14 protein-coding genes are annotated in these 12,999 nt (G+C 68.7%); 13 read left to right on the top strand and 1 reads right to left on the bottom strand.

All coding sequences use genetic code 11. The features are described 5' to 3' along the window. Window positions 1–138: 138 nt before the first annotated feature. Window positions 139–894: a ribonuclease HII gene (locus FHT36_RS09905; RefSeq protein ID WP_169122351.1), complete on the bottom strand. Its 756-nt coding sequence runs from the start codon at window positions 892–894 to the stop codon at window positions 139–141. A 176-nt stretch (window positions 895–1,070) separates the two neighbouring features. Here FHT36_RS09905 and FHT36_RS09910 point away from each other — a divergent pair, with 176 nt between their 5' ends. From FHT36_RS09910 to zwf, 13 genes are all read left to right on the top strand, one after another. Continuing rightward, the gene (locus FHT36_RS09910; RefSeq protein ID WP_169122352.1) at window positions 1,071–1,973 is read left to right on the top strand and encodes a neutral zinc metallopeptidase; all 903 of its coding nucleotides are present in this window, start codon (window positions 1,071–1,073) and stop codon (window positions 1,971–1,973) included. 436 nt (window positions 1,974–2,409) lie between these two features. Continuing rightward, window positions 2,410–2,691 carry an acyl carrier protein gene (locus tag FHT36_RS09915; protein WP_012113283.1) on the top strand — a complete coding sequence of 94 codons (282 nt, stop codon included), beginning with the start codon at window positions 2,410–2,412 and terminating at the stop codon, window positions 2,689–2,691. Between the two features lie 9 nt (window positions 2,692–2,700). After that, window positions 2,701–3,174 carry a 3-hydroxyacyl-ACP dehydratase FabZ family protein gene (locus FHT36_RS09920; protein ID WP_169122353.1) on the top strand — a complete coding sequence of 158 codons (474 nt, stop codon included), beginning with the start codon at window positions 2,701–2,703 and terminating at the stop codon, window positions 3,172–3,174. Beyond that, complete coding sequence (locus FHT36_RS09925; RefSeq protein WP_169122354.1) at window positions 3,167–4,360, top strand: beta-ketoacyl-ACP synthase; 1,194 nt, start codon at window positions 3,167–3,169, stop codon at window positions 4,358–4,360. Before FHT36_RS09920 ends, FHT36_RS09925 begins: the two co-directional genes overlap by 8 nt. A 192-nt stretch (window positions 4,361–4,552) precedes the next feature. Continuing rightward, complete coding sequence (locus FHT36_RS09930; protein ID WP_169122355.1) at window positions 4,553–5,836, top strand: beta-ketoacyl-ACP synthase; 1,284 nt, start codon at window positions 4,553–4,555, stop codon at window positions 5,834–5,836. A 31-nt stretch (window positions 5,837–5,867) separates the two neighbouring features. Continuing rightward, on the top strand, window positions 5,868–6,620 hold the full coding sequence (locus FHT36_RS09935; protein ID WP_169122356.1) for an SDR family NAD(P)-dependent oxidoreductase: 753 nt from the start codon (window positions 5,868–5,870) through the stop codon (window positions 6,618–6,620). Window positions 6,621–6,641: 21 nt separating this feature from the next. Beyond that, window positions 6,642–7,664, top strand: a complete 1,023-nt coding sequence (locus FHT36_RS09940; RefSeq protein WP_029557680.1) for a zinc-binding dehydrogenase — start codon at window positions 6,642–6,644, stop codon at window positions 7,662–7,664. Between the two features lie 22 nt (window positions 7,665–7,686). Then, the gene (locus FHT36_RS09945; protein ID WP_169122357.1) at window positions 7,687–8,622 is read left to right on the top strand and encodes a lipid A biosynthesis lauroyl acyltransferase; all 936 of its coding nucleotides are present in this window, start codon (window positions 7,687–7,689) and stop codon (window positions 8,620–8,622) included. Between the two features lie 81 nt (window positions 8,623–8,703). After that, window positions 8,704–9,186, top strand: a complete 483-nt coding sequence (purE, locus tag FHT36_RS09950) for a 5-(carboxyamino)imidazole ribonucleotide mutase (protein ID WP_169122358.1) — start codon at window positions 8,704–8,706, stop codon at window positions 9,184–9,186. Between the two features lie 2 nt (window positions 9,187–9,188). Further along, on the top strand, window positions 9,189–10,301 hold the full coding sequence (locus FHT36_RS09955; protein ID WP_169122359.1) for a 5-(carboxyamino)imidazole ribonucleotide synthase: 1,113 nt from the start codon (window positions 9,189–9,191) through the stop codon (window positions 10,299–10,301). A gap of 135 nt (window positions 10,302–10,436) precedes the next feature. Beyond that, on the top strand, window positions 10,437–10,712 hold the full coding sequence (locus tag FHT36_RS09960; RefSeq protein ID WP_169122360.1) for a hypothetical protein: 276 nt from the start codon (window positions 10,437–10,439) through the stop codon (window positions 10,710–10,712). A 232-nt stretch (window positions 10,713–10,944) separates the two neighbouring features. After that, a complete protein-coding gene (gene rpsU / locus FHT36_RS09965; protein WP_012113273.1) occupies window positions 10,945–11,175 on the top strand; it encodes a 30S ribosomal protein S21 in 231 nt (76 codons plus the stop codon). 347 nt (window positions 11,176–11,522) lie between these two features. Beyond that, window positions 11,523–12,998 carry a glucose-6-phosphate dehydrogenase gene (gene zwf, locus FHT36_RS09970; RefSeq protein ID WP_169122361.1) on the top strand — a complete coding sequence of 492 codons (1,476 nt, stop codon included), beginning with the start codon at window positions 11,523–11,525 and terminating at the stop codon, window positions 12,996–12,998. Window position 12,999 lies beyond the last annotated feature (1 nt).

Raw genomic sequence — 12,999 nt, forward strand, 5'->3', positions numbered from 1 at the left:
CCGGCGGCGGCGGATCAATCGGCACGCATCAATCTTGCGCCAGATTTGGATTGGGCCAATTCGAGCGGGCCGCTCAAATACGTGGCGCGACGCCAGCTTGCGCCGGCTTCTCGACTGCTTCCAATCTCTGGTCGAGAGCTATTCCGCGGCGTCCGAGACCGGCCCACCGCCGAACAGGCCCAGTTGCTGCTCGCGCACCGGCGCGAAGGAGCGGCGGTGGTGCAGGCAGGGGCCGTGGGTGACGAGCGCGGTGCTGTGCTGGGCCGTCGCATAGCCCATGTGCCGCTCGAAGCCATAGGCGGGAAAGGCGGCGCCGAGGGAGGCCATCAGCCGGTCGCGCACCACCTTGGCGACGATGGAGGCCGCGGCAATGGAGGCGATCAGCCGGTCGCCGCCGATCACCGCCTCGACCGCGCAGGGCACCTTGGGCGGGTCGTTGCCATCCACCAGCAGGAAGGCCGGGCGGCACGGCAATCCGCGCACCGCCTGCGCCAGCGCCCAGAGGGTCGCCTGCCGGATATTGTCGCGGTCAATGCGCTCGGGCGGCGCCATGGCCACCGCCACCTCGGCCGTGGCGCAGATTTCCAGATAAAGCGCCTCGCGCTTGGCCCGCGTCAGCCGCTTGGAATCATCGAGGCCCTGCGGCACCCGTTCCGGATCGAGCACGACGGCGGCGGCCACCACCGGCCCGGCCAGCGGCCCGCGCCCCACCTCGTCCGCACCGGCGATGGGCGCATGACCCTGGGCGTAAAGGCGGCGCTCCCGCGTGAAATCGAGACCGATCCACGCGTCCGCGACGGGCACCTTGACCTTGGGCGGACGGCCGCGCGGGCGCGCAGCGGGCTGCGGCTCGATCGAGGTGCGGCTGGGGTTCGGCTCTCGGCGCGGCGGCATCGGTCCGGCGTTCGCCCGATGCGGCCCCGGCGACAGGCGGGCCGAGCGATTCGGCCACGCCGTCGTTGATAGCATGGAACCGGCACGGGGGCCGGGGATTGCTCCTTGTGCCGTGTCAGCCCATGTTCAAGCTCAAGGGTGCAAGCTGCCGGCACTGGCGTCTGCGGGAGAAAAGCATGCGGTGGGAGGATTTCCGCTCCAGCGACAATGTGGAGGACCGGCGCGGCGATGGCGGCGGCGGCGGCGGGTTCCAGATGCCCGGCGGCCGTGGCGGCCTCGGCATCGGTACCATCATCATTGTCGGCCTGATCGGCTGGGCGCTCGGGATCAATCCGGCGGTGCTGATCGGCGGACTGGAGGCCATCAATGGCGGCGGCGGCTCGACCCAGCAGGCCGCCCCCGCGCCCCAGCGCGGCCGGCCGACGGCGCCGCCCAACGACCAGCTCGGGCGCTTCGCGGCGGCGGTCCTCGCCCAGACCGAGGATGTGTGGACCGAGCTGTTCCGCGCCGACGGCAAGACCTACCAGGATCCGAAGCTGGTGCTGTTCTCCGGCTCCACGCGCTCGGCCTGCGGCGGCGCCCAGTCGGCCATGGGGCCGTTCTATTGTCCGCTGGACCAGAAGGTCTATCTCGACCTCACCTTCTTCCAGGAGATGAAGAACCGCTTCAAGGCGGGCGGCGATTTCGCGCAGGCCTATGTGATCGCCCACGAGGTCGGCCACCATGTGGAAAACCTCATCGGCATCCTGCCCAAGGTTCAGCAGGCCCAGGCCCGCGCCTCGTCCCGCGCCGAGGCGAACAACCTCTCCGTCCGCGTCGAGCTGATGGCCGACTGCCTCGCCGGCGTATGGGCCTACCACGCCAACGCCCGCTTCCGCATTCTGGAGCCGGGCGACGTGGAGCAGGCGCTCAACGCGGCCAGCGCCATCGGCGACGACACGCTGCAGAAGCGCTCCCAGGGCTTCGCGGTGCCGGACAGCTTCACCCATGGCACGTCGCAACAGCGGGTGAACTGGTTCACCCGCGGGCTGAAGACCGGCTCCATGCAGCAGTGCAATACCTTCTCCGGCGCGATCTGAGGGCCGCCAACGCCGGCACAGGCCGAATCGTCGGGCTATTCCCCAGCGGAATGGCCCGACTGATGGCCGCTTAAGCCGGGCCCTGCGCCTCGGCGACCGCACGCCGCTGGGGCGCCAAAGGCCTGTTCCGGGCCGGCTCTCCCACCTCTGCTTGAGCGCGGCGGGAGCCATGCCCCGACGCATGCCCCCTTGCCTCCGGGCGGCTGGCGTGCGAAGCAGCGGCAACGCACGGCGCCGCCGCGGGAGAAGCCTCTCGCGCGGACCGTTCGGCGTCGGCCATTGAAACCTCTTGCAGCCTTCGCTATAGGGGCCGACAACTCATTCCGAAGGGGCCATGCGGCCATCCCTCGGCCCCGGTCGGTGCCTTGCACCATGCCTGCGCGCCACGCGGGCGGGCCGCGACCGCAAGGGCCGAGCATACGAGAGGCGTCAGTCCATGTCTTCGACGTTCGACACGGTGGCCAACATCATCGCGGAAACCTGCGACATTCCGCGCGACACCATCACGCCGGACAGCCACGCCATCGACGATCTGGGCATCGACAGCCTCGACTTCCTCGACATCGCGTTCGCCATCGACAAGGCGTTCGGCATCAAGCTTCCGCTGGAGCAGTGGACGCAGGAAGTGAACGACGGCAAGGCCACGACCGAGCAGTATTTCGTGCTCAAGAACCTCTGCGCCCGCATCGACGAGTTGGTCGCTGCGAAGGCGGCCTGAGGCCGATAGATGCGTCCTGAAGTCTTCAAGATGATCGACCGGGTCGTCGCCATCGACCCGTCGCTCCAGAAGATCCACTGCCAGGGTATGGTGCCCGAGGAAAGCTCCATCTTCGAGGGGCACTTCCCCGGCTATCCCATCATGCCCGGCGTGCTGCTCATCGAGGCCATGGCCCAGACCACCGGTTGGCTGGTTCTGGCGCGCAACCGCTTCGAGAAGATGCCCTTCCTCGCCACCGTGAAGGAAGCGAAGCTGCGCACCTTCGTGCTGCCCGGGCAGAATCTCGATCTCTACTCGGAAATCCTGCACGAGGGTTCGGGCTTCGTCGTCGCCAAGACGAACGCCACCCTCGAGGGCAAGCCCATCTGCAGCGCCGAACTCACCTTCCGCGTGCTGCCCTGGCCCGAAGGCAAGATGAAGCCGGTGGTGATGAAGGTTGCCGAGTACGTCTCCTTCCCCCTTGCGGATTTTGCCGATGCCTGACGTGACTGAAGGCCGGAGCCGGAACCAGCGCGACGTCTGGATTACCGGCATCGGCCTCGTCTCCTCCCTTGGGGAGGGGCTCGATGCCCACTGGCAGGCGCTGACCGCCGGCTCGCCCCCGGTGACGGACAACACCACCTTCGCCCCCTATGTGGTTCATCCGCTGGTGAAGGTGAATTTCGACAGCCAGATCCCCAAGAAGGGCGACCAGCGGCAGATGGAGCCCTGGCAGCGCATCGGCACCTATGCGGCCGGCCTTGCGCTGGACGCCGCGGGCATCGCCAAGAACGCCGAGATCCTGTCGAACACCGACATGGTGGTCGCGGCCGGCGGCGGCGAGCGCGACTTCCAGGTGGATGCGGCGATCCTGAACGATCTTTCCGCCTCCAACGATGCCGGCCGCCTCCTGAACGAGCGCCTGCTGTCGGACCTGCGGCCGACCCTCTCGCTGGCACAGCTCTCGAATCTGCTCGCCGGCAACATCTCCATCGTCCACGGCGTCACCGGCTCCTCGCGCACCTTCATGGGCGAGGAAAGCTCGGGCGTTGATGCCGCGCGCATCGCCTATGCGCGCATCGCGGCGGGTCAGAGCGAGATCGGCCTCGTGGGCGGCGCCTACAATGCAGAGCGCGAGGACACGCTGCTCCTCAACGATCTCGATGCCTTCTGCATGAAGGGCGCGTTCAGCCCGGCCTTCACCGCTCCCGGCATCGCCTCCGGCTCCATGGGCGCCTTCCTGGTGCTGGAATCGCCTGAGCATGCCAAGGCCCGCGGCGCGACGCCCATCGCCAAGCTCTCCGGCGTCTGGTCGGAGCGCGCCAAGCGCGCCGTGGCCGGGGCCGTGACCGCCAAGGTGAAGGCGCTTCTCGACAAGGCCGGCACCGCGCCGGGCACCGCCGTCATCTCCGGCGTCACCGGCGCCCGCGATGCGACCGAGGCCGAAGCCGAGGCGCTGACCGCGAGCGGCCTGCCCGTGCGCGCCGTCGCCAACCGCATCGGCCACGGCTTCGAGGCCCAGTTCATCGCCGCCCTCGCCCTCGCGGCGCTGGCGGTGTCCAAGGGCACCCTGTTCCCGCCGCTCGCTGGCGACCCGCTTGAAAAGGCGGCGGACGGCATCTCCCGCGCGATCGTGACCCAGGTGGGCCACTGGCGGGGCGAAGGCGCCGGACTGGTGGAGAAGGCCTGAGGCCACACCTCCCTTTTGGTGCGCCCTTTGGCGCCCCTCTAGGCGTGCGGACAAGGCGGCAGGACGATTGTCCTTTGCGCCGGCTTCGGCGTATTTTCCGGCGCGAGTGCCGGGCCCTCCCACAGCGCGGGTCCCGGCGCGCCCTTCGAGCAGCGCCGGGGCGGGCGCGCTTCAACGACAGGAGCCGCGATCATGACGCAGGCGCATCTCGACAAGTTCGGCCGCCCCATCGTGGTGGTGACGGGTATCGGCGTTGTCACCTCCCTCGGCCAGGGCAAGGAAGACAATTGGCGCCGCCTCACCGCGGGTGAATCCGGCATCCACACCATCACGCGCTTCCCCATCGAGGGCATGCGCACCACCATCGCCGGCACGGTGGACTTCCTGTTCGACGGCCGCGTGGCTGCCCCCAACCTCTCCGAGAAGCTGGCGACCCTCGCCGCCGAGGAAGCCATCGCCGAATCCGGCATCGGCACCCCCGGCGAGTTCCCCGGCCCGCTGTTCGCCGCCGTTCCGCCCGTGGAGCTGGAATGGCCCGAGCGCCAGCAGCTCGCCGAGGCGGTGGGTCATTCCCCCATCGTCTATCACGACCTCCTCGGCGCCGCCGCCTCCGGCAAGTTCCGGCCGTGGCACGAGCGTTTCCTGTTCGGCTCGGTGGCGGATCGCCTCGCCGACAAGTTCGGTACCCAGGGCCAGCCCATTTCCCTCTCCACCGCCTGCGCCTCCGGCGCGACCGCCATCCAGCTCGGCGTCGAGGCCATCCGCCGCGGCGAGACCGAGGTGGCGCTGTCGCTGGGCACGGACGGCTCGGTGCATCCCGAGGCGCTGATCCGCTTCTCGCTGCTCTCCGCCCTCACCACGGCCAATGACAAGCCGGAGGAGGCCGCCCGCCCCTTCGCCAAGAACCGTGACGGCTTCGTCATGGCCGAAGGCGCCGCCGCATTGGTGCTGGAGAGCTACGCCCATGCGGTCGCCCGCGGCGCGAAGATCCTCGGCGTGCTGGAAGGCTGCGGCGAGATGGCGGACAACTTCCACCGCACCCGCTCCAGCCCGGACGGCCGCCCCATCGTCGGCTGCATGAAGAATGCCCTCGCCGATGCCGGCGTGACACCGGACGATGTGGACTACATCAACGCCCACGGCACCTCGACGCCCGAGAACGACCGCATGGAATATGTGGGCCTCAAGGGCGTGTTCAGCGAGGAGAAGCTGGCGCAGACGCCGATCTCCTCCAACAAGTCCATGATCGGCCACACGCTGACGGCGGCCGGCGCCATCGAGGCGGCGGTGTCGCTGCTGACCATCCAGAACGGCCGCATTCCGCCGACCATCAATTACAACATCCCCGATCCGGCCATTCCGCTGGACGTGGTGCCGAACGTCGCCCGCGATGCACAGGTGCGGCGGGTGATCTCCAACTCGTTCGGCTTCGGCGGCCAGAACGTCTGCCTCGTGCTGGCGGCAGAGCCGGCGTGAGCGGATCGCGCACCGGGACTGGCCTCAACCGATGACCGCCCCCATCCTCGTCACCGGCGGCGGCCGCGGGCTTGGCGCCGCCATCGTGCGGCGTCTCGCCGGGGCCGGCTATCCCGTCGTCTTCACCTACCGCTCGGCCGTGGCCGAGGCGGAGGCGCTGATCGCCGACATCCGCGCCACGGCGCCGGATGCCGTCGTCTCCGCCCGGCCCCTCGACCTCGCCGATCGCGCGGCGGTGGAGGCGTTCGCCGAGGAGCTGGAAGCCGGGGAGACCTTCTTCGGCTTCTGCCACAATGCCGGCGCCTCCTACGACACGCTCGCCGCCATGATCGACCAGGACAAGGCCGAGGCGGTGATGCAGGTGAACCACTTCGCCTTCGTGCGCCTCACCCGCGCGCTGGTGCGGCCGATGACCCGCGCCCGGGCCGGCCGCATCGTCGCCATCGGCTCGGTGGCGGCGCTGCAGGCGAACCAGGGCAATGCCGCCTACGCCGCCTCCAAGGCCGCTCTGCTCGCCCATGTGCGCGGCCTCGCCATCGAGACCGCCCGGCGCGGCGTGACGGTGAATTATGTCGCCCCCGGCTTCATCGATACCGCCATGCTGGAGAAGTTCGCGGACTATCGGGCGAAGATGGAGGCGCAGATCCCCGCCGGCCGCTTCGCCACGCCCGACGACGTGGCGCAGGTGGTGGCCTTCCTCTTCTCCCCCGGTGCGGGCTATATGACCGGCGCCGTTCTGCCGGTGGATGGCGGGCTCTCCGCCTCGCTCGCCGCCCACCGCTGACATCATATTCAGAGAACAACAATGCGTGGCCTCCAGCTCGTCTCCGACCGCAAGCTCGAACTCGTCGATCTCCCCGAGGCGGAAGCCCCGGGCGCCGGAGAGGTGCAGATCCGGGTGAAGGCGCTGGCGCTCAACCATATCGACGTTTGGGGCTGGCGCGGCATGGCCTTCGCCAAGCGCAAGATGCCGCTCGTGGTGGGCGCCGAGGCCGCCGGCGAGATCGTGGCGCTGGGTGCCGACGTGCGCGGCCTCAAGGTCGGCCAGACGGTCGCCATGTATGGCGCCATGACCTGCGGCCACTGCGCCAACTGCCTGAAGGGCCGCGACAACCTCTGCCAGAACGTGGGCGGCGTGCTGGGCTTCCACATCGACGGCTTCGCCCGCGACGTGCTGAACATGCCCGAGCGGCTGGTGATCCCCGCCCCCGAGGGCGTCTCCTTCGAGGAAGCGGCCTGCGCCGGCATCACCTTCTCCACCGTCGAGCACATGCTGTTCGACAATGCGAAGCTGGAAAAGGGCGAGACCGTGCTGGTCCATGCCGGCGGCTCGGGCATCGGCTCCGCCGCCATCCGCCTCGCCAAGGATGTGGGCGCTACCGTCATCACCACCGTGGGCGATGACGAGAAGATGGACAAGGCGAAGGCGCTGGGCGCCGACCACGTCATCAACTATCGCAAGGACCGTTTCGAGCACGAGGTCCGCAAGATCACCAAGAAGGTGGGCGTGGACGTGGTGTTCGAGCATGTGGGCGCCGACACGTGGAACGCCTCGCTGCTCTCCATGAAGCCCGGCGCGCGCCTCGTCACCTGCGGATCCACCTCGGGCGTCTCGGTGCAGATGAACCTGATGCAGCTGTTCCAGCGCCAGTACAAGATTTTCGGCTCGTTCGGCGCCACCATCCGCAACGTGGCCGATGGGCTCGAGAAGATGGGCCGGGGCGTCAAGCCCGTCATCGACACCGTGGTGCCCCTCGAGAACTTCAACGAGGGCCTGGAGCGGCTGGAAAGCCGCAAGGTGTTCGGCAAGATCGTGGTGAAGTTCTGAGGCGGGGGCGGCGCACACAATCGTGGCCCGGCTCCCCCTCCCCGTCCGCAAGGCCATCCACCGGCTGAAGCTGGCGCTCGCGCCCGCCGTCGAGGTGCTGGTCGCGGGCTATGTGCGCTTCTCCGTGTGGTGGCTGCGCGTGTGGCCGCTCTGGCTCTCGGCCGGCGGCATGGCCTTCTGGGCCAAGCTGCTCGGGCCTTTCTTTGCGGTCAGCAAGGTGGCGCGGCGCAATCTCGCCGCCGCCTACCCGGAGAAGAGCCCGGCGGAGATCAACACCCTCGTCCGCGGCATCTGGGCCAATATGGGGCGACTCGCCGCCGAGTTCGCCCAGCAGGATCGCCTGTGGGACTATGATCCCGCGCATCCGAACGCAGGCCGGATCGAGGTGAAGGGCGCGGAGATCTTCCAGCGCCTGCGTGACGACGGCCGCCCGGCCCTGTTCTTCACCGCCCATACCGGCAACTGGGAATTGTGCGCCATCGCCGGCGCCAAGTTCGACGTGCCCGGCGGCGTTCTCTATCGCGCGCCCAACAACAAGCGCGCCGCCGAACTCATCGAGGAGATGCGCTCCGGCACCATGCCCGGCCTCGTGCGCGCCGGCCGCGATGCGGGACGCCAGATGGCACGGATGCTGGCTGAGGGGCAGCATCTCGGCATGCTCATCGACCAATATTGGACCGGCGGGCCCGAGGTGATGTTCTTCGGGCGCCCCTGCGCCACCAACCCGACGCTCGCCCGCCTCGCCCGCCAGTTCGATTGCCCGGTGCACGGCATGCGCGTCATCCGCCTGCCCGGCGCCCGCTTCCGGGTGGAGATCACCGAGGAAATCACCCTCCCCCGCGACGGCGAGGGCAAGATCGAGGTGACGGGCGCCATGCAGGCCGTCACCTCCGTGATCGAGGGCTGGGTGCGCGAATATCCCGAGCAATGGCTCTGGCTCCACCGCCGCTGGCGGTGAGGGTTTCCACCCCCTCCCCCTTGCCGCGCCCCTGCCAATCCTATAAAGCCCGCGCTTTCCGTTTTCGCGAAGGTACGAGGGATGAGCACGGCTGACGTTGCCGTCATCATGGGCAGCCAGTCCGACTGGGAGACCATGCGCCATGCGGCCGAGACGCTGGATGCGCTCGGGATCGCGCACGACTGCCGCATCGTCTCCGCCCACCGCACGCCGGATCGCATGTATGCCTTCGCCAAGAGCGCGAAGGCGGACGGCTTCAAGGTCATCATCGCCGGGGCCGGCGGCGCGGCCCATCTGCCGGGCATGGTGGCAGCGCTGACGCCCCTGCCGGTGTTCGGCGTGCCGGTGCAATCCAAGGCGCTCTCCGGCCTCGACAGCCTCTATTCCATCGTGCAGATGCCGGCCGGAATCCCGGTGGGCACGCTGGCCATCGGCGTCGCGGGCGCCACCAACGCCGCCCTGCTAGCGGCCGCCGTGCTGGCCATCTCCGATCCCGCCCTCGCCGAACGGCTCGACGCCTGGCGCACCGCGCGCACCGGAGCGGTGGCGGAACGGCCCGTCTGACCATGCTTCGTCCCGGCAGCGTCATCGGCATCCTCGGCGGCGGCCAGCTCGGCCGCATGATCGCGCTTGCGGCCGCGGAACTCGGCCTCAAGGCGCATGTGCTCTGCCCCGACAAGGACAGCCCCGCCTTCCATGTGAGCGCCGCGCATGTCTGCGCCGCCTATGACGATTTCGACGCGCTGGAGACGTTCGCCGCCGGCGTCGACGTGGTGACCTACGAGTTCGAGAACGTGCCGCTGGCCACCGCCGAGTTCCTCGCCGCGCGGGTGCCACTGCGGCCCGGCGCCAAGGCGCTCGCCATCACGCAGGACCGGCTCGCCGAGAAGAGCTTCGTGCGTGACCTCGGCATCGAAACCGCGCCTTTCGCCCCGGTGGACAGCCTCGCCGATCTCGAAGCCGCGGTCGCGCAGCTTGGCCTGCCCGCGGTGCTGAAGACCCGCCGCTTCGGCTATGACGGCAAGGGGCAGGTGATGATCCGCCCCGGCGAGGATCTCACCGCCGCCTGGCACGCCCTCGGGCGCCAGAGCGCCATCCTCGAAGGCTTCGTGAGCTTCGTGCGCGAGGTGTCCGTGGTGGCCGCGCGGCGCGGCGACGGCGCCTTCTGCGCCTATGATGTGACCGAGAACGTCCATCGCGAGCACATCCTGCACACCTCCACGGTCCCTGCGACCCTCACCGCCGAGGCGGCGCGGAAGGCGCGCGCCATCGCGCGGGACATCGGCGATGCGCTCGAATATGAGGGCGTGTTCGCTGTGGAGCTGTTCGTGGTCTGCCAGGGCTCGAACGAGCGGGTGATCGTCAACGAGATCGCCCCGCGCGTGCATAATAGCGGGCACTGGACCCAGGACGGCGCCGTTACCTCCCAGTTCGAGCAGCATGTGCGGGCCATCGCCGGCTGGCCGCTCGGCGAGGTCTCCCGTCTCGGCCGAGCGCAGATGACCAACCTCATCGGCGCCGACGTGCATGACTGGCACGCTTTGCTCGCAGAGCCGGGCACACACCTGCACCTCTACGGGAAGGAAGAAGCCCGCGCCGGCCGCAAGATGGGCCATGTGGTGCGGGTTTCGCGCGACCCCGAAGCCTGCGCCAACATACCGGATGGCGAAGGCTGCTGACTTGTGAGCCGGCTCTTCCGCTAGGGACTGAGACGAATCGCCCTGATGACGCGTCGCAGCATTTGACGCATGACTCTGCTGTCCGCGGCGGTTTTCTTGTACCGCCGAAGCCATGACCCAAATTTGTGGTGGCAGATGTCTTTGTCCGACGATCGCATCAAGGACCGCTTCTCCGAATGGCTGCGCGACCTCGCCCGGCACATGGCCCGGTCCGGCCGCTATTGCAGCTGGCGGGTGATCCAGATCGAGCTGCGCTTCATGCAGGGCATCCGCGAGGCCGCGACCTGCTTTTCCGACCCCAGCATCCGCAACGAGCTCGACGGTTTGTGCCGCGAGGCGCAGAAGCGGGGCGGGCCAATCTTCATGGCGCCCGCCCGCAGCGAATCCGGCCTGCCGGCCCCCGGCTGTTGATGTCTGGAACACCCCCCGCCAAGCCAAAACGGCCCGCGGGAAAGTGAGCCGGCGCAAGGCGCCACCTCCCGTTTCCACCGCTTCAAGGCGTGTGGACAAGCTGCACCTCTTCTGGTAAGAGAGCGCTTCCTTCGGACAGGTCGAGGACAGGCGCACGCGCCATCTTCTGCGGTCCGGCGTTTCAGATCAGGTAAGGCTCCGGCTCGGCGCAACAGCTCGAAGAGGTAAACACGTGCAAGTTCTCGTCCGCGATAACAATGTCGATCAGGCCCTCAAGGCGCTCAAGAAGAAGATGCAGCGCGAGGGGATCTTCCGCGAGATGAAGCTGCGTGGCCACTACGAGAAGCCGTCCGAGAAGCGCGCCCGCGAGGAGGCCGAGGCCATCCGCCGCGCCCGCAAGCTGGCCCGTAAGCGCGCCCAGCGCGAAGGCCTGATCCCGTCCAAGCCGCGCCCCACCCGCTGAGACGCTGAGGTCGCTGAGGTCCGCAACGCCGGGCATTCGAGCTGACCGTCGAAAGCGTCCCCTCAGTCGGTTTCAAGATTTTGCATCCGCGCGATCCCCGTCGCGCGGATTTGCTTTTGTCGCGGCCCGCTCTTTTTTCGTGGGCCGCTTGCCGCCGCGCTCCCGCCTGTCGTGTGCCTGTCTCCAAAGCCGTGAGAAGAGAAAGTGTTGTTCCCTCAGATTGCGGTGCAATCCGAGCGACGCCTGCTCTAGACTGAAGTTGCGCCGGCATGCCGGGCCTTGATCCGGCTGCGGGTCGGCCGGTCGGCGCAGGGGGCGCAAGGCCTCCGATGAGGGAGAAAGGCCGAATGGTCGCGCGCGTGGTCACTGTCGAGCCCTTCGATATCGTCGTCTTCGGCGCCACTGGCGATCTCGCCCGTCGCAAACTCCTCCCAGCGCTGTTCGAGCGCGACCTCGCCGGCCAGATGCCGGACGATGCGCGCATCATCGGCACCTCCCGCCGCCCCCTGCCGGACGAAGACTTCCGCGCCTTCGCCCGCGATGCGCTCGGCGTTGCGGATGGCGTCGAGGATGTGGATCAGGCGGTGCTGGCCCGCTTCCTCAACCGGCTGACCTATGTGGCGGTGGACGCCCTCTCCGACGAGGGCTGGCCCGATCTCGCCGCCACGCTGAAGGTGGGAGAGGATCGCGTCCGCGTCTTCTATCTGGCCGTGGGGCCGGACCTGTTCGATCCCATCTGCGCGCGCATCGGCGCGTTCGGTCTCGTCACAGACCTGTCCCGCGTGGTGGTGGAAAAGCCGGTGGGCAAGGACCTCGCCTCCGCCCAGAAGGTGAACGCCGCCGTCGGGCGCGTCTTCCGCGAGGAGGCGGTGTTCCGCATCGACCATTATCTCGGCAAGGAGACGGTGCAGAACCTGATGGCGCTCAGGTTCGCCAACGCTTTGTTCGAGCCGGTGTGGAACAACGCGCACATCGACCACGTGCAGATCACGGTGGCCGAGAGCATCGGCACCGCTGGCCGCGCCGGCTATTACGACACCGCCGGCGCGCTGCGCGACATGGTGCAGAACCATATTCTCCAGCTCCTCTGCCTCGTCGCCATGGAGCCGCCCGTCTCGCTCGACGCGGACGCGGTGCGCGACGAAAAGCTGAAGGTGCTCAAGGCGCTGGAGCCCATCAACGAGAGCAATTTCGCGCAGATGACGGTGCGCGGCCAGTATCGCGCCGGCGCCTCGGCGGGCGGGGCGGTGCCGGGCTATCTGGAAGAACTCGGCTCCGGCGAGAGCAGCACCGAGACCTTCGTCGCCATCAAGGCCGAGATCGGCAACTGGCGCTGGTCCGGCGTGCCGTTCTACCTGCGCACGGGCAAGCGCCTCGCCTCGCGCGTGTCCGAGATCGTGGTGGCGTTCCGGCCCATTCCCCATTCGGTGTTCGACGACCACGCCGGCCCCATCATGCCGAACCGTCTCGTCATCCGCCTGCAGCCGGACGAGGGCGTGAAGCTGTGGCTGATGATCAAGGATCCCGGCCCCGGCGGCATGCGCCTGCAGCATGTGCCGCTCGATATGAGCTTCGCCTCCGTCTTCGGCGTGCGGAACCCGGACGCCTACGAGCGGCTTATCATGGACGTGGTGCGCGGCAACCAGACCCTGTTCATGCGCCGCGACGAGGTGGAAGCCGCCTGGCGCTGGGTGGATCCCATCCTCGACGCATGGCGGGCCTCGCGCGACCAGCCCAAGCCTTACACGGCCGGGACATGGGGGCCTTCCGCCGCCATCGCCCTGATCGAACGGGACGGGCGCACCTGGACCGATGACGCCTGAG

This window comes from Xanthobacter sp. SG618, from assembly GCF_012932745.1.
In the GTDB taxonomy this organism is placed as follows: Bacteria; Pseudomonadota; Alphaproteobacteria; order Rhizobiales; family Xanthobacteraceae; genus Xanthobacter; species Xanthobacter flavus.

Coding starts and splice junctions, on each gene's coding strand:
- FHT36_RS09905 (WP_169122351.1), bottom strand. CDS start 894: ATGCCGCCGCGCCGAGAGCCGAACCCCAGCCGCACCTCGATCGAGCCG.
- FHT36_RS09910 (WP_169122352.1), top strand. CDS start 1,071: ATGCGGTGGGAGGATTTCCGCTCCAGCGACAATGTGGAGGACCGGCGC.
- FHT36_RS09915 (WP_012113283.1), top strand. CDS start 2,410: ATGTCTTCGACGTTCGACACGGTGGCCAACATCATCGCGGAAACCTGC.
- FHT36_RS09920 (WP_169122353.1), top strand. CDS start 2,701: ATGCGTCCTGAAGTCTTCAAGATGATCGACCGGGTCGTCGCCATCGAC.
- FHT36_RS09925 (WP_169122354.1), top strand. CDS start 3,167: ATGCCTGACGTGACTGAAGGCCGGAGCCGGAACCAGCGCGACGTCTGG.
- FHT36_RS09930 (WP_169122355.1), top strand. CDS start 4,553: ATGACGCAGGCGCATCTCGACAAGTTCGGCCGCCCCATCGTGGTGGTG.
- FHT36_RS09935 (WP_169122356.1), top strand. CDS start 5,868: ATGACCGCCCCCATCCTCGTCACCGGCGGCGGCCGCGGGCTTGGCGCC.
- FHT36_RS09940 (WP_029557680.1), top strand. CDS start 6,642: ATGCGTGGCCTCCAGCTCGTCTCCGACCGCAAGCTCGAACTCGTCGAT.
- purE (WP_169122358.1), top strand. CDS start 8,704: ATGAGCACGGCTGACGTTGCCGTCATCATGGGCAGCCAGTCCGACTGG.
- FHT36_RS09955 (WP_169122359.1), top strand. CDS start 9,189: ATGCTTCGTCCCGGCAGCGTCATCGGCATCCTCGGCGGCGGCCAGCTC.
- FHT36_RS09960 (WP_169122360.1), top strand. CDS start 10,437: ATGTCTTTGTCCGACGATCGCATCAAGGACCGCTTCTCCGAATGGCTG.
- zwf (WP_169122361.1), top strand. CDS start 11,523: ATGGTCGCGCGCGTGGTCACTGTCGAGCCCTTCGATATCGTCGTCTTC.